General features: G+C 56.9%; 15 protein-coding genes. All 15 read left to right on the top strand.

Going from position 1 to position 19,573, the window contains the following annotated elements:
- Positions 1-61: 61 nt before the first annotated feature.
- Positions 62-2,659, top strand: coding sequence for a DEAD/DEAH box helicase (locus EDD73_RS08595; RefSeq protein WP_131919380.1), 2,598 nt, complete (start codon positions 62-64; stop codon positions 2,657-2,659).
- A 170-nt stretch (positions 2,660-2,829) separates the two neighbouring features.
- Positions 2,830-4,233: a DnaD domain-containing protein gene (locus EDD73_RS08590; protein WP_165876415.1), complete on the top strand. Its 1,404-nt coding sequence runs from the start codon at positions 2,830-2,832 to the stop codon at positions 4,231-4,233.
- A gap of 17 nt (positions 4,234-4,250) precedes the next feature.
- Positions 4,251-5,207: an ATP-binding protein gene (locus EDD73_RS08585; RefSeq protein ID WP_165876414.1), complete on the top strand. Its 957-nt coding sequence runs from the start codon at positions 4,251-4,253 to the stop codon at positions 5,205-5,207.
- A gap of 131 nt (positions 5,208-5,338) precedes the next feature.
- On the top strand, positions 5,339-6,076 hold the full coding sequence (locus tag EDD73_RS08580) for a CvpA family protein (RefSeq protein WP_131919377.1): 738 nt from the start codon (positions 5,339-5,341) through the stop codon (positions 6,074-6,076).
- Positions 6,077-6,160: 84 nt separating this feature from the next.
- Positions 6,161-7,687 (top strand): aminopeptidase, encoded by a 1,527-nt coding sequence (locus tag EDD73_RS08575; protein WP_243116846.1) that lies wholly within the window; start codon positions 6,161-6,163, stop codon positions 7,685-7,687.
- A gap of 91 nt (positions 7,688-7,778) precedes the next feature.
- Positions 7,779-8,768 carry a HEAT repeat domain-containing protein gene (locus tag EDD73_RS08570; RefSeq protein ID WP_165876412.1) on the top strand — a complete coding sequence of 330 codons (990 nt, stop codon included), beginning with the start codon at positions 7,779-7,781 and terminating at the stop codon, positions 8,766-8,768.
- Positions 8,769-8,777: 9 nt separating this feature from the next.
- A complete protein-coding gene (locus EDD73_RS08565) occupies positions 8,778-9,698 on the top strand; it encodes a mechanosensitive ion channel family protein (RefSeq protein WP_131919375.1) in 921 nt (306 codons plus the stop codon).
- Complete coding sequence (locus tag EDD73_RS08560; RefSeq protein ID WP_131919374.1) at positions 9,698-9,904, top strand: DUF951 domain-containing protein; 207 nt, start codon at positions 9,698-9,700, stop codon at positions 9,902-9,904. The genes EDD73_RS08565 and EDD73_RS08560 overlap by 1 nt, the downstream gene beginning before the upstream one ends.
- A gap of 557 nt (positions 9,905-10,461) precedes the next feature.
- Positions 10,462-11,562 (top strand): redox-regulated ATPase YchF, encoded by a 1,101-nt coding sequence (gene ychF, locus EDD73_RS08555; protein ID WP_131919373.1) that lies wholly within the window; start codon positions 10,462-10,464, stop codon positions 11,560-11,562.
- Between the two features lie 108 nt (positions 11,563-11,670).
- Entirely contained in the window at positions 11,671-12,180 is a 510-nt protein-coding gene (locus EDD73_RS08550; RefSeq protein WP_131919372.1) for a single-stranded DNA-binding protein, read from the top strand.
- A 182-nt stretch (positions 12,181-12,362) separates the two neighbouring features.
- Positions 12,363-13,322 (top strand): YybS family protein, encoded by a 960-nt coding sequence (locus EDD73_RS08545; protein ID WP_131919371.1) that lies wholly within the window; start codon positions 12,363-12,365, stop codon positions 13,320-13,322.
- 22 nt (positions 13,323-13,344) lie between these two features.
- The gene (locus tag EDD73_RS08540) at positions 13,345-15,327 is read left to right on the top strand and encodes a DHH family phosphoesterase (RefSeq protein WP_131919370.1); all 1,983 of its coding nucleotides are present in this window, start codon (positions 13,345-13,347) and stop codon (positions 15,325-15,327) included.
- Positions 15,328-15,361: 34 nt separating this feature from the next.
- Entirely contained in the window at positions 15,362-15,808 is a 447-nt protein-coding gene (rplI, locus tag EDD73_RS08535; protein ID WP_131919369.1) for a 50S ribosomal protein L9, read from the top strand.
- A gap of 91 nt (positions 15,809-15,899) precedes the next feature.
- The gene (lonC, locus tag EDD73_RS08530) at positions 15,900-17,840 is read left to right on the top strand and encodes a Lon family ATP-dependent protease (RefSeq protein ID WP_131919368.1); all 1,941 of its coding nucleotides are present in this window, start codon (positions 15,900-15,902) and stop codon (positions 17,838-17,840) included.
- Positions 17,841-17,857: 17 nt separating this feature from the next.
- Positions 17,858-19,192 carry a replicative DNA helicase gene (gene dnaB / locus EDD73_RS08525; RefSeq protein ID WP_131919367.1) on the top strand — a complete coding sequence of 445 codons (1,335 nt, stop codon included), beginning with the start codon at positions 17,858-17,860 and terminating at the stop codon, positions 19,190-19,192.
- Positions 19,193-19,573: the final 381 nt, after the last annotated feature.

Raw genomic sequence — 19,573 nt, 5'->3', positions numbered from 1 at the left:
TGCAGGGATAAGCTATCACCAGAAGGAGCGTTGTCCCTGATCGATAAGGAGGATCGTCGGCATGTCAAAATCAAAACCACTGTCCATTTCCTTGAAGCATAAGCGGTCGGAACCGCCGGGAACGACGGGGCGAGGTAAAGCGGAGCGAGGACGGAGTAAAACCGGCGGCGGTCCCCCAGGGGAGCGCACCCGGCGGCGGCCCGTGGCAGAAGCGGAGGTATTTTCCGGTCCCGGTTCGCTGGTGACGGCCTTACCAACCGATCTGAAGGCCTTTCAGCGAACCTTGCGTTTTGATAAAGTCGCCAAGCCACCGGTCGTTCATGAAAATAACCCGGAATGGAAGGGCTTTCGGCTCGATGATTTTCAGGTCGAAGCGATTGGTTGTTTGGATGCGGGCAAGGATTGTCTGGTGGCAGCCCATACCGGTAACGGCAAAACGTTGATCGCCGATTATCTTGTCGATCGGGCCATGCGGGAAGGCCGGCGGGTTTTTTATACGGCACCGATCAAAGCCTTGTCCAATCAAAAGTTTCGTGATTACTGCCACGCCTTTGGGGAAGCCAATGTGGGACTGTTAACGGGCGATCATCAGATCAATCGTTATGCGCCGATTCTGGTGATGACCACCGAGATTTTTCGCAATATGTTAATTGAAAAGGATATTCCCGGTGAGTTATCCCATGTGGTTTTTGATGAGATCCACTATTTAAATGATCCGGAGCGCGGCGCCGTCTGGGAAGAATGTTTGATCCTGATGCCGCCCCAGGTGCGCCTCTTAGGCTTGTCGGCGACGGTCCCGAACATTGTGGAGATTGCCGATTGGCTGGGGTTGGTCCATGAACGGGACGTGCCGGTGGTGACCTTTTTGCAGCGCCATGTGCCGTTGGCTCATTTTTATTACCAGCGCCAAATGGGGCTCGGTACGGCGCGGCAAGCGATCAAAGTATGGTCCGACGCCATGGAACCGCCGAAAGATTTCAAGGAGCAAACGGAACGGGCGAAGGCCTTTCCCGCCTACGGTCAGGGCCGGCAGCCGGCGGTGCCGCCCACAAGCCATCGCCAGTTGGTGGCCTGCTTGGCATCGATGGAACTGTTGCCGGCGATTTATTTTTTGTTTTCCCGCAATGGCTGTGAGCAAGCGGCCATGGACTGGCAGGGCCATACGTTTTTAGATGAAGCGGAAACGGCCGAAGCGGAACTGATTATCGCCGAGGTGGAAGCGCGGCTGGGTGCCGGTTTGCAAGCGACGCAGATGTGGCCGCGCATGCGCCGGATGCTCCTGACCGGCGTCGCTTATCATCATGCCGGTTTGCCGCCCGTCGTCAAGCAAGCCGTCGAGGAAGTTTTTGGTCGCGGCCGGGTTCGGGTTCTCTATGCTACGGAAACCTTTGCCGTTGGGATCAATTATCCGGTCAAAACAGTTTGTATGGATACGACGACGAAGTTTGACGGATCCCGTTTCCGCGTTATGACGGGAACAGAGTATCATCAGATGGCCGGCCGGGCCGGTCGCCGGGGGATGGACCGGCAAGGTTTGGTGATCGTGCGGGCCGATTACCAGCATTTCAGTGAGGAGCGCTTTCCTGATTGGACGAAGCGGTATCCCGAACCGATCCGCTCGCGCTTTGCCCTTTCCTTTAATTCCGTTGTTAACTTGGCGGCCCATCACAGCGATGAGCAAGTCGATAAGATCTTAACGCACAATTTCAAAGCCTATCAGGAGATGGTCGCCATCCGGCAAGCGCAGTCGCGCATGGCCGAACTGCAGCAGACGCCAATTCTGGCCCGTTGCCATTTTACTGGACTCGACGCTTGCCCCGTCGAGCGAAAGGGCCTGGAAAAGGAATTGCAACGAACGGAACAGCGGCTCAAAACCTGGGGGCAGCACAAGTCGATCGGTCCGCGGGTGCGCGAAAAGATCGAAAGTGCCAAGCTGCGCAAAGCGGAATTACAAAAACTGCTGGGCGGCTTGCCGCGGATCAAGTGCGATCGCCAGAGCCGGGTGCTCTGCGCCGAACGGGTCAAAAAAACGGCCAGCTTTGTGCAGGCCTATCAAGCGGCCGAAGAAAAAAAGCTGCTGGCGGAAGGGCGCATCGATGAGATCCGGGCGTCCTATAATCGCATGGTGGACTATCTGACGGAACACAAGTATCTTGATGAAGCAAGCCAGCAACTCCCTCGGGGGATGGTGCTCGGGAAGCTGCATGTGGAAGAACTGTTGGTGACGGAATGGATCTTTGAGGGGCTTTTGCATGAAGTCAGTGACGGCGAACTGGCGGCACTGATCGGCGGTGTGGTCTTGGAAGACGGTCGCTTTGACCCCCATATTGCCTCGGCGGCCAAAGCCCTGGGTGATTGGGTTCTTCGGGCGCGGGAACTTTTTTTCCAGCTTCGTGACCGTGTGCCCGACGATTTGCCGCAGCCTCATTTTCGCATCGAAGGATGCTGGTTCTTAAAGACACTCGTCGAAGCCCGCGATTTTACCCACTTCCTGGCGCTTTCAGGGATGGCCGAAGGCGATGCCATCGCGCTGGCCCGGCGTTGTATGGATGTGTTGCGGCAGTTGGCCCGTGCGGTGGAAGGCGATGAAGGCCTGCAAAAGAAAATTCGCCGTGCCGCCGAACTGGTGGCGCGACCGGAGGTTGTGGCCGGCTTGTAGTAAATTGTCGAAAAAAATCCGTCCTGTCGCGATGGAGGGTGCCTTGGCGACGGTGAAGGAATTGAACGCTTCTTGTGTCGCCAAAAAACCTTTGCTCCTCCCGGTAGCATTGCTTACAATAGAGTGTACGATTGATGGGCGTAAGCGTCAGCCGAGGGGGGAAGTTAAGGATGATGGCTCACTGGCTGCAGCAGCTATGGCGGACAAGGGCGTTGCATCTACATAATTTGCTTTATCATTCCAGCGATCAACTTCAATTGAGTACGGACATGGTGCAAGAGTTGTTGATCATTGAGGAACGGGCCTACAGTGCCGGCGAGTTAGGCATCCCGGTGGCAACGTTGCCGCAGGCGCTGGCCGATTCGATTGTCCGGCTGCAAAAGATGGATTTACTGGCAGTGCAGTACCGGGAAGATCGCATCGTGGTGACCTTTGAGCCCTTGTTTGCCCAACTGGTGCCGGCGGAGGCAAGTTGTTCGTTAACGCAACTGGCGCAGATGTATGAAGAGGTGCAGGCGGAAACGCGGCGCTTGGATGGACTGCGTAAAACGCAAGTGCTGGAACGAATGGAACTGGACGAAGAGCGCAAGTTGTTGCGCCAAGAACGGGCCCAACTGACGGCGTTAGAGACGGAGCTACGGGAGCGCTACGGGCGGGAACGGCAGGAGGCCGATGAAGAGCGGCGCGTGTTGCGGGAAGAGCGGGAGCGCCTGGCCTTACTGGACGATGAACTGCGGGCTGAGCGCCATGCCTTGCTGGCCGACCGAGCGGCATTGCAAACGGAGCAGCAGGCCGTGAATGAAGAACGGCGGAATTTGCTGGCCCTTCGCCAGGAGTTGGAGAAGATCCGGGCATCGCTGACGGAAGTATCGGCGGGCCATCGTGATGGAAACGCGGCCACCGCCATGCACCAGGCGCCGGCGGGCGATGATGACAAGCTGCGCATCGCTGCCTTTTTGCAGCAGCTACGGGGACAAGCCGTCAGTGACGGGGAAATTCGGGAGATTCAAAAGATGCAGGCCACCTATCGCTGGCCCCTCGATTTTGTGTTGCTTTTTTTAGAAGAAGCGATTGGCCACGGCTGTCAAGCGGTAGCCGAATACCGCCGGCAGGCCAATCTGGTGGCGCAGCGAGGGTTGGTGACGCGCGAACAGGTGCGCACTTTTTTTCAGCAGCGTTCCCATCTGGATGAGCGCATTTCCGAAGTCTGGGCGACCCTGGGCAGTTCCTTTAAGATCAATGATGTGTTCCTGGATATGTATACAAAGTGGTCCAAGACCTGGGGGTTTGCCCATGATGTGATTTTATGTGCTTGCCGGGAGACCTACCGGGGAGCGGCCAACCCCAATTTGAACTATGCCGATGCGATTTTGCAGCGTTGGAAGGCGGCGGGCGTACGGACTGTTGAGGAAGGCGAACGCGAGATTGAGCGCTTTAAGCTGCAGCGCAGTCGCCCGCGCGGTGGCCGTGGGGCCGGCAAGACGCCGTCGCCCAACGGGCCCTTGGCTGGTACGAATGTGGTGCCGCAAACGGACGATGAAGCGCAGGCCTATGAACGCTTTAAGTTTATTTAAGGATGGGGGACGAAGGGATGGCAGACCGGGACACGAAGCGACTGCAAAAGCAAGCCGAGCGTGACCGGCGTGTGGCTGATTTGCATCGGCGTTTTCCGGCGCTGGCCGATCTGGACCGGGCGATCCGGCAAGCCGGGATTCGGTTGGTGCAAGGTGCATTGCGCCGTTTGACACCGGATGAGGTGGCGGCGTTGACGGAGGAACGGTCCACCCTTTTTGCGCAAAAACGGGCGCTGCTCCGGGAATATGGGATTGATGAGCAGGTCTATGCGGTGCGTTGGGATTGTGCGCGCTGCCAGGATCGCGGCTGGACGGACTTTGGCGTCAAGTGTGCTTGCTTGGTGCAGGAGGAAATTGATGGGGCCTTTGCTCGATCGGGCTTGACCGATGAAATGCGCCGGCAGACCTTTGGGTCCTTTGATTTGAACTGGTATACGATGCAGCCCGGCGGCGTACGGTTGGCCGAAAAAATGGAGCGGGTACGAGCGATTTGCCAGCAGTTTGCCCATGATATTGTCCACGGTGGCCCCGTCAAGAACTTGCTTTTTTACGGCCCCGTCGGTACCGGAAAAACCCATCTGTCCAGTGCCATTGCCAATGTGTTGGTGGCAGAGCGCAAATCGGTCGTTTACGGGACGATTTCGCAAGTGATCAGCACGATTTATGAAGCCAAATTTGATTTTCAAAATAAAGGCCGGCAGCCGGAAGTGCTGGCGGCGCTGCGCAAGGCCGATCTGGTGATCATCGATGATCTGGGCACGGAAAATACGACCGAATCGGTCGTCACAGAACTGTTTGAACTGGTCAATGATCGGGTGCGTTTTGGCAAACCGTTGTTGATTTCGACGAATCTGGCGTTGCCGCAACTGCCGGGGCGCTATAGTTTGCGCACGATGGACCGGCTGTTGACGCAGTCGATCTGCGTCGAGTTTGAAGGCTCCAGCGTTCGGGAGTTACGTTTTGCCCGTCGTTAGGTTAGCTGTAGGCATGCTGTGGAGCATGCTTTTTTTATGGGGACGCCGGACAAAGCAAAAGTTTTGCTGCAGTCATAGTTGAATTTCAGCCCACCGGTAGTAAAATAAAAGGGAAAAACTGGGGGGTTGGGATGATGAATGCACTCGACGGAGTAATCTTGGCGGCCCTGGGTTTGGCTTTTTATTATGGGTACCGCCGAGGATTTTTGACGTTGGTCATTGGTGCCGGAGCCTATGGATTGGGTTTTTTTGTGGCCACCGGGTTCTATAAGGTCGTAGCGGCGGGGCTCGATGGTTGGATCGGTGCGGTGCCGTGGCTGCGTGGTTATTTGGTGCAGCGCTTAGCCTTACCGATGGCCACGGCGAAGGTGCAACCGGAGATGGTGGCCGGGCTGAATCTGGAGCGCATCTTTCATGAAGGGATGCTGCAAGGGATTGCGCTGCCGCTTTTTTTTCGTCAGGAGATGGCCAAGCAATTATCGACATGGACGGGAGCGGCCCTGGCGTCCATGACCAACCTGGGGGAGATGGTGGCTGATTATGTGGCCCATTCGCTTTGGCATGTCTTGGTGTTTGGGTTGCTTTGGCTCTTCGTGGCCTTATCAGCCAAAGTGGCGGCGCGGTTGTGGATGCGCTGGCGCGGTGACGGGTTTTTGGGCATGGCCGATCGTACGCTCGGTGCGCTGCTGATCGGCGGGTCGGCGGGGGTGGCGCTGATGCTGCTGGTGACGTGGTTTTACGGGTCACCGGGCACATCACCGCTGCGCTTGGAATCGGAGCCGCTGCGGGTTGGCTCACTGCTTTTCCCGTACCTGATGGACATGCGTCAAGAACTGGTCGCTTGGTTCGGTGGATTTACCTTTCGTTGATCTTCCGGCCGTTTGGGTTACAATGAAGAGGTACGTTTGGTTTGCCGGTTCCGGCAGCGGTATGGTAAGAAAGGGGCAGTTCTGATGGTGATAAATGGATGGATGGCTCAGGACCCCGGCGGCGATGATCGCACAGACGTTGCGGTCGCGGCGTCGCCGGCAAAAGCGCAGCAACGGGAGGACCGGGAAGAGTCCCCCTTACTCTATAAGCCCAAGCATGTGTGGGAGCAGATCGATGATGATCAAAAAAAGCAGGCCATGGCCTTTGCCGAGGGGTATAAGCAGTTCCTCACCGAAGTCAAAACCGAGCGAGAAGGTGTGGTCTGGGCGGTGACGCGGGCACGCTCACTGGGTTACGTACCCTTTGTGCCGGAGCAGGCCGGCAGCTTGCGCCCCGGTGATAAGGTATTTTGGATCAACCGGGACAAAGGGGTTATGCTGGCCCATATCGGTCAGCGTCCCTTGGACGACGGGATTTTGCTGGTCGGAGCCCATCTCGATGCGCCGCGGATCGATCTCAAACCCAATCCGCTCTACCAAGATGAGCAGATGGCGTTGTTTAAGACTCATTATTACGGCGGCATAAAAAAGTACCAGTGGCTGGCGTTGCCACTGGCGCTGCATGGCGTCACGGTGCGCGGTGACGGTGTTCGCTGCCCCGTCGTGGTTGGCGAGGCTCCGGAAGACCCGGTGTTTATGATCACCGATCTGCTGCCGCACTTAGCCAAGGATCAGATGGAAAAAAAGCTGACGGAAGCGGTGCAGGGCGAGGGCTTAAATGTGCTTGTCGGCGGCTTGCCGTCACCGCACAGCGATAAAAAATCCCGTGACGACGGTGCCTGCAAGCTGGCCGTACTGGAGTGGTTGGCGGCCCGCTATGGCATGAAGGAAGAAGATTTTCTTTCTTCCGAGTGGCAGGTCGTACCGGCCGGTCCGGCCCGCGATGTGGGTTTTGATCGTGCTTTTGTCGGGGGCTACGGTCAAGATGACCGCAGTTGCTGCTATACGGCGGCGGAAGCGCTGTTTGCGCTGGAACAGGTCGATCGGACGGCGGTGGTGCTGCTCGTCGATAAAGAAGAAACGGGCTCTGACGGGAATACAGGCATGCGGTCCCGGTTTATGGAACATGCCCTGGCCGAATTGGTTTATGGGCTGCAGCAAGGCGGCGCCTTGCCGCCGGAATTAGCCTGGCGCCGCTGCTTGGCCCGTTCGCGGGCGCTTTCGGCCGATGTGACCGTCGGTCTTGATCCCAATTTTGAAAGTGTTCTTGATCAGCGTAACGCCGCACGCCTCGGCTATGGCTTGGCCATCGCTAAATATACGGGCAGCCGGGGCAAGTACGGCACGTCCGATGCCAATGCCGAGTTTGTCGGCGAAGTGCGGCAGATTTTGAACCGGGAAAAAGTGTGCTGGCAAAGCGGGGAACTGGGTAAGGTTGATCAAGGCGGCGGCGGTACGATTGCGCAGTTTCTGGCCGTCTATGGCATGGAGGTCCTCGACTGCGGCGTACCCTTGTTAAGCATGCATGCACCGTGGGAACTGGCCCACAAGGCCGATTTGTATATGGCCTATCGCGGCTATGGCGCCTTTATGGCGTCTCGCTTGCCCTAGACACGCGGGGCAGAATCGGTTTGGTTTGTAAAGGAAAGGATTTAGGTTGCAATGAGTACGGATGCGGGGCAATGATTGGTTGGAAACCGTGATGGCAGATATCAAAGGTTGGTGGCACCGGGTCTGGCGAAAAAAGCAGCCCACCTGCGACATTGCCGATCCGGCGGCGTTGGTGGCGTCTTTTTTGAACGGGTTGTTGCGGGGCATCGCACCGGATCGTGAACGCTTGATGGCGATTCTATACCAGCCGCTGGCCGACCGAAGTCGCTGGTGGCTGGCGGCGGTGCGTAAGCTGGCCGCCGATGAAGGCAAGCTGACGGCGGCGCAAGGGGACAGCGCCTGGCGCCTGGCGCGAATTTTATTTTTGCCGAGCTACTGGCAAGCGATCTTGAAGGGCCCCCATCCGGAGCTGAAGGAAGAGTTACTGGAGGTCTGGGGGCTCATGGCTGTGCCCGACGTGGCACCGCTGCTACGAACGGCCGTCATGGACCGGGTGCCGACGGTGGGGTTGGTGGCGGCCATGGACTATGCGCGCTGGCCGGGGCCGGAAGTGACGGCCTTTTTCTTGGAATTGCTGCTCGCCGAAGGGGGTCCGTGGCTGGACCGATCGGGACGGGCGCTGGCGCTGCGGCGGCAGACGGAAGGTATCGATATTTGGCTGGGCCTTTTGCAATTGGCCCGTGACGAGCGGGAAAATGTGCGTGCCCGCGCTTGGGCCGTCGTAACGTCCTTTGGGCCGCTGGCCGAAGCGGAAGAAGCGACTGTCGGTGCCGCTGTGGATGACGGATTGATGGAAGCGTTGCAGGACCCGTCGGTGCCGGTGCGTATCCGGGCCTTGGAAGCGCTGGGGAGCGTCGCCCGTCCTTCCCTGGTCAGGCAGGCCGTCGCTCAATTAAGCAACGGTGACGGTCGGATCCGGGTCGAAGCGGTGCGCGCCCTGGGCCGCCTGGCCCTGCTCAATTTGTTGGCACCGGAAGATCGGCAACTGGCTTATGCCGGTGTGGCCGCTTGTTTGCATGATGACGATTATCGGGTGGTGGGCCATGCGCAACAGGTATTGCCTTATTTGGTGGAAGGGTAGGGTGTTGTCATGACCGGTTGGTTAGCCGAGTGGGTTCGGAGTTGGGTCGTAGCTGCAGGTATGCCGGAGATGGCCGGGCTGGCGGCGGCGATGGTGGCCGGTGCGGTGCAGGTTCTGGTCATCGTTGTGCTGGCCTGGCTGGTGCTGCGCTTTGGCACGATGGCCATCGGGCAACTTTTTCAACAATATGGCGGGAAAGGCTTACTCGATGAGCGCCGGGCGGCCACCTTGGATTCACTCTTACGAAGTGTGCTTTTTTATACGGTTTTTTTGTTTGCCGGGATTGTGATTTTGGATACCGTCTTCGGTCTGCAAACGGGGGCGCTGTTGGCCGGTGCCGGGGCGCTTGGCGTGGCTGTCGGTCTGGGCGGGCAAAGCCTGGTCAAGGACATTATTGCCGGCTTTTTTATCATCTTTGAGGATCAATATGCCGTCGGTGATTTTGTTACGCTCGGCAAATATACAGGCATTGTGGAAGCCATTGGCCTGCGGGTGACGAAGATCCGCGATATGAACGGCGAACTGCATATCATACCGAACGGCTTGGTCAAAGAAGTGACCAACAAAAGTCGCGGGACAATGTTGGTCACGGCTGATGTGCCCATTCCCTACGAAGAGAATGTGGACCGGGTGATTGCGTTGATGACCGAAGCGGCGCAGGAACTGGCGCTGGCCATGGAAGATGTGATTCGCGAAGGGCCGAATGTGCTGGGCGTCGCTCGTTTGGGCGCTACGGAGATGGTCATTCGGGTGACGGCCAAAGCGGTGCCGCTGGAACACTGGAAAGTGGAGCGGGCTATGCTCCGGCACTTTCGGCTGGCCTTGGATCGTGCCGGCATTAACGTTCCCTATCCCCGTCAAGTGATGGTGCCTTATGGCGATACAGGAGGGGCTGTGGAAGCTGTCGTAGCGAAGGAGGAAGGACGATAGTGGCTTTTTATGCGGTAGGCGATCAGGTACGCCTGCGCAAGACGCACCCTTGTGGCTCAACCGATTGGGAAGTGTTGCGTGTGGGCATGGACTTTCGCATTCGCTGCTTGCGCTGCCAGCACTTAGTGATGCTGCCGCGAGTCAAGTTTGAAAAGGCGGTCAAGGCGTTGCTGGTGCCGGCGCCGGGTGTGGAACGCCCGGAATAGACAACGGCAGCCGGTAGAAACAAAAAAGTGCTAACGACCTTCAGGATGACCTGAGTCGTTAGCACTTTTTTTGATTTACGTGGGCATGGGCAGGGCAATACTGGTAACAGTACGTTCGGGGAGGGGGATGACCGATGAAAAACCGCCGTCACGAATTGATGTGCTTGTTGATGCAAGTCGCTGCCGAATTGCGCTGGGAACGTGCCGAAGCCAAGCATAAAGAACAGCACCGTAAGCCTTAAGCGTACCTAAAGCGCCAAGCGTTGCCCAAAGGCGCAAGCGGTGCCTTTGGTTACCGGCAGGGATCTTGTTCACGGCCAAAGCCGCCAAAAAGAAAAAAGCCAACGATGCCAATGACGATGAGCACAAGGAGCAAATGGTTGCCGGAGAAGAGGTACGGTTGGTCGTTCATCAGTGCACCTCCTTAACGGTCGATGGCATAATCAGTGCTTCAGCATATGCCAAGATCAAGGGGGCGGTGCGCTTTTGCTTGCATTCGCGGCGTCCTTTGCATAAACTGATACGGTAATGCAGATAAAATCAGGAGTTGATAGGGCATGCCGGTACAGGCAGGGATCGTCGGATTACCCAATGTGGGCAAATCGACGTTGTTTAATGCGATCACGAAGGCCGGGGCGGAAGCGGCCAATTATCCTTTTTGCACGATTGAGCCCAATGTGGGGATGGTGGAAGTGCCGGATCGGCGGATGGACAAGCTGGCCGAAATGGTCAAGCCCAATCGGACCGTGCCGGCGGTCGTTCGTTTTGTCGATATTGCCGGTCTTGTGCGCGGTGCATCGAAAGGCGAAGGGCTGGGCAACAAGTTTCTCAGCCATATCCGTGAAGTCGACGCGATCATTCATGTGGTGCGCTGCTTTGAAGATCCCGACGTGACCCATGTCGATGGACAAGTCGGACCGAGCCGTGACATTGACACGATTGAACTGGAATTGATTCTGGCCGATCTGGAGGCTGTCGAGCGCCGGATGGATCGGGTGCAGAAGATGCTCAAATCGCAAGACAAAGCGGCCCTGGCGGAGATGGCCGTATTGAAAAAGCTCAAAGCCGGCTTTGAAGATACGCAGCCGGTGCGGTCGATGGAATGGTCGCCGGAAGAAGCGGAAATCGTCAAGTCGCTTTTTTTAATCACCGCCAAGCCGGTGCTGTATGTGGCCAATGTGGATGAAGCCGATGTGGCGGCGCCCGATAATGCCCGGGTGCAGGAAGTGCGCGAACGGGCCAAGCGGGAAGGAGCCGGCGTCGTCGTTATCTGCGCCAAGATTGAAGCGGAGATTGCCGAACTGACCGATGACGAAGAGCGGCGCATGTTCCTGGAGGAATTGGGCCTGGAAGAGTCCGGTCTGGATCGGTTGGTCCGTGAGACCTACACGTTACTGGGGTTGATTACCTATTTTACGGCCGGCGTACAAGAAGTGCGGGCCTGGACGATCCTGCAGGGAACGAAGGCACCCCAAGCGGCCGGTGTCATCCATACGGACTTTGAACGCGGCTTTATTCGCGCCGAAGTGACCGGTTATGACGATTTGATCGCCGCCGGCAGCCAAGTAGCGGCGCGGGAAAAAGGTGTACAGCGCCTGGAAGGCAAAGAGTATGTCATGCGTGACGGCGATGTGGTTCATTTCCGCTTTAATGTCTAACCGGCAGTGGTCAGGGCGTTTTTTTGGAAATTGTGGAAGCGATGCTTGTCCGATTCTGTCTAGTTGTGATAAAATGGAATTAACCGAATGTTGGGGGAGGTTGTGCAGGTGTTAAACCGTGTGATTCTCATCGGCCGGTTAGGTCAAGATCCGGAGTTGCGCCACACAAGCGGCAATATTCCTGTGTGCACGTTTAATATCGCGGTGGATCGACCGATGTCCGCGGCGCAGCGACAAGCCGGCGCTGAAAAGGTGACTGATTGGTTTCGGATCGTCGTTTGGCGGGAACAGGCGACCAATTGTGCCCAGTACCTGGCGAAAGGCCGGCTGGTCGCGGTGGACGGCCGTCTGCAAACGCAGTCCTGGACCGATCAGCAGGGACAAAAGCGAACCGGCATTGAAATTGTTGCCGATACCGTGCGTTTTCTGGAGCGTGGTGATGCGCCGGCGGCCGCACCGGCAGCGGCCGGCTATGGTGGCGGCATGAGCTATAACCGGGGACCGGCGCCGGATTACGGCAATGAAAGCGCCTTTGGCAATGAAATTCGTTTTCCCGATCAACGTCCGGCAGCAAGCCGTCCGGCACCGCCGATGACCGATGATGATCTGCCCTTTTAGCTTTCCGGGATAGACAGGGTCCGATTGAACATAAGTTGATATAGGTTGGAGATCCAAAAGGGGGAGCACGGTGGGCTCTCCTTTTTGCCTATTGTCGATTTTATGGTGAATTTTGTTTTTATTTTGATTGGGGAAAGCTAAGGGTCTCCGTGGCTGGGTTGATAAGAAAGGGTGTGTCCTTGATGGCGACGCGTGAAATGGTTGAGGCGGCTTTTTTGGCATCCTTGACGGCGATGCTGGCGCTGGTCGGGGTTTATGTTTTGCCGCTGTCGGTGATAGCGAATTTGGTTTGGACGATCCCGATCGTGCTTTGTGTGGTGCGCAACGGTTGGCGCTACGGTGTCATGTCCCTGGCAGTGGCAACGCTGTTGATCGGCTTATTGACGAATCTGCCCTTGGCGCTGCTGTTGTTGTTGCAGTTTGGTGGGTTGGGGCTTTGGTATGGCGTGGCTTTTCGCCGCATGTGGCCGGCATGGCAGATTTGGCTGCCCGGCTCGGTGATTGCGGCCCTTTCGGTGGTGGCGGCGGTCGGGTTGGGGGCGTGGCTTTCCGGCGTTTCGCTGGAGGCGTTGCAAGGGCAGATGCAAGCAGCGATGGAAGCGTCGCTGGCCATGTACCGTGATTCCGGTGCGCTGGCAAGCAGCGGTTTGACGGAAGCGCAACTGCGTGAACAGTTGCAAGCGATGCTGAAGTTGTTGCAATTGTTGCTGCCGAGCTTTATTCTGATTTATGGAAGCGTAACGGCCGCATCGACCTTTTTGCTGACGCGGGCCGTGCTGCGCCGCTTGCCGCTGCCGGTGCCGCCGCTGGCTCCCTTTGCGGAATGGCGCTTGCCGTGGCCGTTTATTTGGTTGGTCATCGCCGGTTTGGCCGGCAATCTGGCCGGTGAGTACTGGTCGGTGGAGTGGCTCAGGGTGATCGGCCTCAATCTTTTGTATGTAGCCTATCCGTTGATTTTTGTGTTGGGTTTGTCGGTATTGACGTTCTTTTTTCGGCGCATCGAGTTTTCCCCGGTGTTGCTGGGCCTGGGTGTATTCTTGGCGGTGGCCTTCCTGGGCCAGTTTGTGATCATTTTTATCGGTACCATCGGTTTGATGGACATGATTTTTGATTATCGGCAGCGGGTGAACCGGGACGCTTGACGGACGCAAGGGGGGCGGCGCGATGACGGTCGATTCTTTGTGGCGGCGATTGCTTGTGCACGGACTGGCCGTGGTGGTGGTGGCAGCAGTCATTGGCTGGTTAGCCGGGGTGCATCCGGTGGCGGCGGCCATTGGCGCAGCGTTACTGGTCGTGGGGGCAGGCTTAGCACTGGCCAAACAGGAAGCCTGGCCGGTGGCAGCGGCCGTAAAGGTGATCCAATCGGAGGAGCCGGTCGAGCGACGTGCTGATTTGCTGGGGCATTTACCGCTGAGTTTAGTGTACCTCGATAATTCCGGTTTGATTGTCTGGCATAATGAAGAGTTTGCTCGCTTGATCGGCCGGGATGGGGAATCGCTGCGCGGCAAGATTCGTAGCTATTTGCCGGAACTGCATTTTCGCAAGCAGTCCGGCTTTCGGGAACTGTTGTCATCCCGCCTGATCATTGGCGAACGGCGCTTAAAGGTGTCCTTGCGCGTCGGTCCGCAAAAAGATCGGCGGTTGCTTTGTATTGATGATGTGACCGATTTTGAGCAGCGCACGGCCCGTGAAGAAGGGCCGGTCATGGGCATCTGCACGATCGATAACTTTGTCGATACGCTGGCACCGCTGGATGAGGGGCAGAAAACAGCGGTATTGGCTGATGTGGATAAAGTCTTGGGTGAGTGGGCGCTCAGCGTCGAAGGCTACCTACGCAAACTGACGGAGGATCGCTACTTGCTTTTGCTCAGCGGGGCGGGGTTGCGCCTTTGCCAGGTGCAGAACTTTGCTATTTTGGATCGGATTCGTGCGATTCGCCAGGAAAACAAGCTGCCGATTACGTTGAGCATTGGCTTGGGTGTCGGTGAAGAGTCCATGGTCGATCTGGGACGGATGGCGCGGACGGCATTGGAACTGGCGCTGGGGCGCGGTGGCGATCAAGTGGTGGTCAAGTCGGCTGAACGGGTGCTTTTTTACGGCGGTAATACAGAAGCATTGGAAAAACGTACCCGTGTCCGGGCCCGCGTCGTCGCCAAGACGTTGAAGGCGTTAGTGGGAGCGGCGTCGAATGTACTGATCATGGGCCATGAAAATGCCGACCTCGACACGGCCGGCTCGGCCTTGGGGCTGGCCCGGGCGGTGATGCGCTTGGGCAAGCCGGTGCGCATTTTTCTCGATCAGCGCGGCGGCGGCCTGGATCGCTTGCTGCCCCATGTGCGCCAGGATGCGGAGCTGGCCGGTGCCATGATTGCCGGTCCCGAGGCGTTGGAAGCAGCCGATCAAGGTACACTGTTGATCGTGGTGGATACCCATAAACCGTCCATGCTGCCGGAACGACGGCTCCTGGCCAAGGTGGGGAAGATTGTGATCATCGATCATCATCGCCGCGGCGAGGAGTTTATTGAGCCCCATGAACTGGTGTATCTCGAATCCTATGCGTCATCAACGTGCGAACTGGTCGCCGAGATCTTACAGTATCTCGACGAAGAGGTGGAATTGGGCCGGGTGGCGGCATCGGCGCTTTTGGCCGGCATTACTGTCGATACAAAGCACTTTGTGTTTATGACCGGTGCGCGGACCTTTGAAGCGGCGTCCTATTTGCGTCGTTCCGGCGCCGATCCGCAACTGGTCCAGGATATTTTACGAGATCCCCTGGATACGGTGGTGCGCCGGGCGGCGATTGTCAAAAATGCCGAACTGCTTTATGGACGGATTGCCCTGGGTATGCAGCGGGAATTTTTACCGCGGGGACCGGTCATTGCCGCGCAGGCCGCCGATTCGCTGCTGGAAGTGGAGGGCGTCAAAGCGTCCTTTGTCCTGCGGGCGCTTTCGCCGGGGACAGCCATTTCGGCGCGGTCCCAAGGGGAGATCAATGTGCATGCGATTATGGAGCGCCTAGGCGGCGGCGGTCACTTGACGATTGCCGGCGCACAGTTGCCCGATGTGGAGCCCGATACGGCGCGGATGCGCTTGATTGCGGCCATCGATGCCTACCTGGCCGATGGTGGCACGGAACGCCGTGAATAGACGATTATGAATAAATTGAAGGAGGATACGAATTATGAAAGTTATTTTGCAAGCCGATGTCAAAGGGAAAGGGAAAAAAGGTGATGTGGTTAACGTCGCTGAAGGGTACGCCAATAATTTCCTCTTCCCCCGTCACCTGGCCATCGAAGCCAACGCGGAAAATATGAAGAATCTTGAACGCATGAAAGCGCTGGAAGAGAAGAAAAAAGCCGATGAACTGGCCGAAGCCAAAGTCCTCGGTGCCAAACTGAAGGAAATTGCCGTGCGGGTTCCGGCCAAAGGCGGCGAAGGCGGCCGTTTGTTTGGCGCGGTGACCAACAAAGAAATCGCCGAAGTGGTCGAGAAGCAGTATGGCCTGAAAATCGATAAGCGCAAATATGAGTTAAAACAACCGATCAAAGCAGCCGGCGTTTATACGTTAACTGTTAAAATTCACCCTGCTGTGGCGGTGGATCTTAAAGTCGAGGTTGTTGTCGAATAACTATGTTGATATACAGGGCTTGCTGACGCCGGAGGTGAGTGCAGGAAGCGATGGGTGTGCGGGGCGTGCCCGGAAGGAGTAGAAAAATCAAATGAAAAAGTGGATGGAGTCATTGGCCCGGGGGCGATTGTTGCGTCCGGAGCGTTCGGGGGCGGAAGAAGACGCGCTAATGCGCCAGGTTGATGCGCTCTTTGGGATTCTTTCCGAAATGTACGGTGCTGATAAATTGGTGCTGCGGGCCAGTAAGCTGGAAATATTGCCGATGATGCGTTCGTCCAAGCTGGAGGAACGTGTTTTGGCATTGCAAAAATTAGTCTATCAGGATCCGGGCAACCGAGCTGTGCCGATGCGCCACGAAGTGGCCGACATCCTTCATGAAGTCGAAGAAGAACTGGCCAATGTCCTGGCGCGGCGCATGGTGGAGGACAAGGTAGAAAAGCTGGTCGCCGATAAAATGCAGGAGCGCCATGAAGAGTACATGCAAGAGATTCGCGCGCAAGTATTAAAGGATTCCTCCGGCCCGGAGAATGCCCAAACACTGAAACGATTGGCTCTGCTGGAAAAGATGGGCACAGTTTCATTGGCCCGTTCCGCCATGGAAGTGCTTCGCCCGCAGCGTTTGGGTGAGGTGATCGGCCAAGAGCGAGCGGTGAAGGCCATGCTGGCCAAACTGGCATCGCCCTATCCGCAGCATATTCTTTGTTACGGACCGCCGGGCGTCGGAAAGACAACGGCGGCACGTTTGTCTTTTCAAGCGGCCAAAGAGCGCGGCGTTTCGGCGTTTACTAAGGGTGCGCCCTTTGTCGAAGTCGATGGGACAACCTTGCGCTGGGATCCGCGAGAAGTGACCAATCCGCTCCTCGGTTCTGTTCATGATCCCATCTATCAAGGGGCGCGCCGCGATCTGGCCGATACGGGGATTCCCGAGCCGAAACTCGGTTTGGTCAGCGATGCCCATGGCGGTGTTTTGTTTATCGATGAGATCGGTGAGATGGATCCGATGCTCTTAAATAAACTGCTCAAGGTGCTTGAGGACAAGAAGGTTTCCTTTGAATCGGCCTATTATGATGCTCATGACGGCAATGTGCCGCAGTGGATCAAAAAGATCTTTGAAGAAGGGGCACCGGCCGATTTTATTCTCGTGGGAGCGACGACGCGTGATCCCGGCGAGATCAACCCGGCGCTGCGGTCCCGTTGTGCCGAAGTATTTTTTGAGCCCTTAACGCCGGTGGATGTCATGGCCATCGTGGAACATGCGGCGGAGCGTTTACATGTGCAGTTAGAGCCCGGTGTGGCCGGCTTGATTGCCGAATACACCATTGAAGGGCGCAAGGCGGTCAACTTGCTTTCCGATGCCTATGGCCTTTGCTTGTTTCAAGGGGTTCAGGAGGGAGCACCGGTGCAAGTGCGCCGCGATCACTTGCTGGAAGTGTTGCAGACGGCACGGCTCAGTCCCTATGTCACGAAAAAAGCGGTTCACAAAGGCGAAGTGGGCCGCGTGTTTGGCTTAGGGGTCATCGGCTTTGTGGGATCGGTCCTGGAGATTGAGGCGGTTGCCTTCCCGGTGTCCGGTGAGGGCAAGGGCAACGTACGGTTTAATGACACGGCCGGTTCGATGGCCAAAGACTCGGTGTTTAACGCATCGTCGGTGTTCCGCTTGTTATCGGGTCAAGAGCTGTCGAGCTATGATGTCCATGTCAACGTCATCGGTGGCGGCAATATTGACGGGCCGTCGGCCGGGGCTGCCATCTTTTTGGCCATGTACTCGGCGGTGCTGGACGTGCCGCTGTTACAGGATGTGGCGGTCACCGGTGAAGTGTCGCTGCGCGGCCAGATGAAAGCCGTCGGCGGCATTTTTGAGAAGATCTTTGGTGCCCGGCAAGCGGGCATTCGCCGGGTGATTATCCCGAAGGAAAATACCAAGGATGTACCGGCAGGATTGACCGGAATTGAAGTGATTCCGGTAGAAACAGTAGCGGAGGCGCTCGCGTTAATTCAAGTGCCTTCGGCGGCGGTGGCGGACGCGTCGTAAGCGGGAGACGGTTTTTTATGAGCAATTTGTTTGATCGGTTGCCGCCGCAGAATGTGGAGGCAGAGCAGTCCGTGCTGGGTTCGATGCTTCTCGATGCCGAAGCGGTGAACCGGGCCATGGAACTTTTAAAGCCGGAGGATTTTTATAAAGAGGCCCATCAATTGATTTTTCGTCATCTGGTGGCCTTATCGCAACGAAACCAACCGATTGATCTGGTGACTGTCACCGAAGCGCTGCGCCAGTCCAGTGATCTGGAGCGGGTCGGCAGCATTCCCTACTTGATTGAACTGGGCAATGTGGTGCCGACATCGGCCAATGTGGAGCATTACGCCAAGATTGTGGCGGAAAAATCGCTGCTCCGTCAGATCATCAGTACAGCGACGCGGATCACGCAAAAAGGCTATGCCGGTGAGGAAGAAGTGGACCGGCTGCTCGATGAAGCGGAGCAGGCCTTCTTAGCGATTGCCCAGCGGCAAGCGCGCGATGGTGTGGTGGTTTTGCGGGATGTCCTCGTGCAGACGCTGGATCATATCGAGAAACTTTATAACCGCCGGGGCGATGTGACGGGGGTGGCCACGCACTACCGTGATCTGGATCGCATGACGGCCGGTCTGCAGCCGTCCGATCTGATCATCGTAGCGGCCCGCCCGGCCATGGGCAAAACGGCCTTTTGCCTGAACATCGCCCAGAATGCGGCGGTCCATGATAAAACGACGGTGGCCCTGTTCAGCCTGGAAATGTCCCGGGAACAGTTGGTCCAGCGGATGCTTTCGTCGGAAGCGCTCATCGATCAACAGCGACTACGTACCGGGGCACTGACCGAGCAGGATTGGGACGCCTTGACGCGAGCGATCACACCGCTTTCCGAGGCGCCCATCTACATCGACGATACGGCCGGGATTACAGTGATGGAAATGCGGGCCAAGTGCCGCCGGTTGAAGCTGGAAAAAAATCTAGGTTTGGTGGTCATCGATTACCTGCAGTTGATGCAGGGCAGTGGCGGCAAGCGCTCGGAAAACCGGCAACAAGAGATCTCCGATATCTCCCGTTCGCTTAAGGCACTGGCGCGGGAACTGCATGTGCCGGTGGTGGCCCTTTCGCAGTTGTCCCGTTCCGTGGAGCAAACGACCGATAAAAAGCCCAACTTAAGTCACTTGCGGGAATCGGGCGCTTTGGAGCAGGACGCTGATGTGGTCATGTTTATTTACCGGGAAGATTATTATTTTCCGGAGACGGAAAATAAGGGCATTGCGGAGATCATTGTGGCCAAGCACCGGAACGGCCCGGTGGGTTCGGTGGAACTGGGTTTTTTGCGGGAGTACACCAAGTTTCTCAACCGGGAATATGCCTAAGGGCCATGGCTGTGCTTGCGCCTGTGGAAAACCTTCAAGTTGCCTGATTGACAACCTTGGAGGGGCAATGCTATACTGATGTCCATCAAAGGGGAGTAGCTCTACATAGCAAGGTCGTCAGTACGGGGTGACCCCGGCCTTGTTAGCAGTGAACCTGTGAGCAAGACCTTTGCCGTAACGGCAGAGGTCTTTTTTATTTTCCTCAAAAGTAACCTTGTATAGAGTTGGGTTACAGCGGGAAAATAAGAACCTCGGCCGTTAGAACAAGGTGGGGCTTGCTTGTTACTAGAGTCCGTCTAGGAACCTAATGAAAATAAGCATGGTATTCGTTGAAACTGTGTTTTTTCCAAATTAATCAAGAAAGTAGCCACAAAACGCACC

The sequence above is a fragment of the Heliophilum fasciatum genome (assembly GCF_004341395.1).
Classification (GTDB): domain Bacteria; phylum Bacillota; class Desulfitobacteriia; order Heliobacteriales; family Heliobacteriaceae; genus Heliophilum; species Heliophilum fasciatum.
This window is presented reverse-complemented; position numbering and strand designations above follow the sequence as displayed.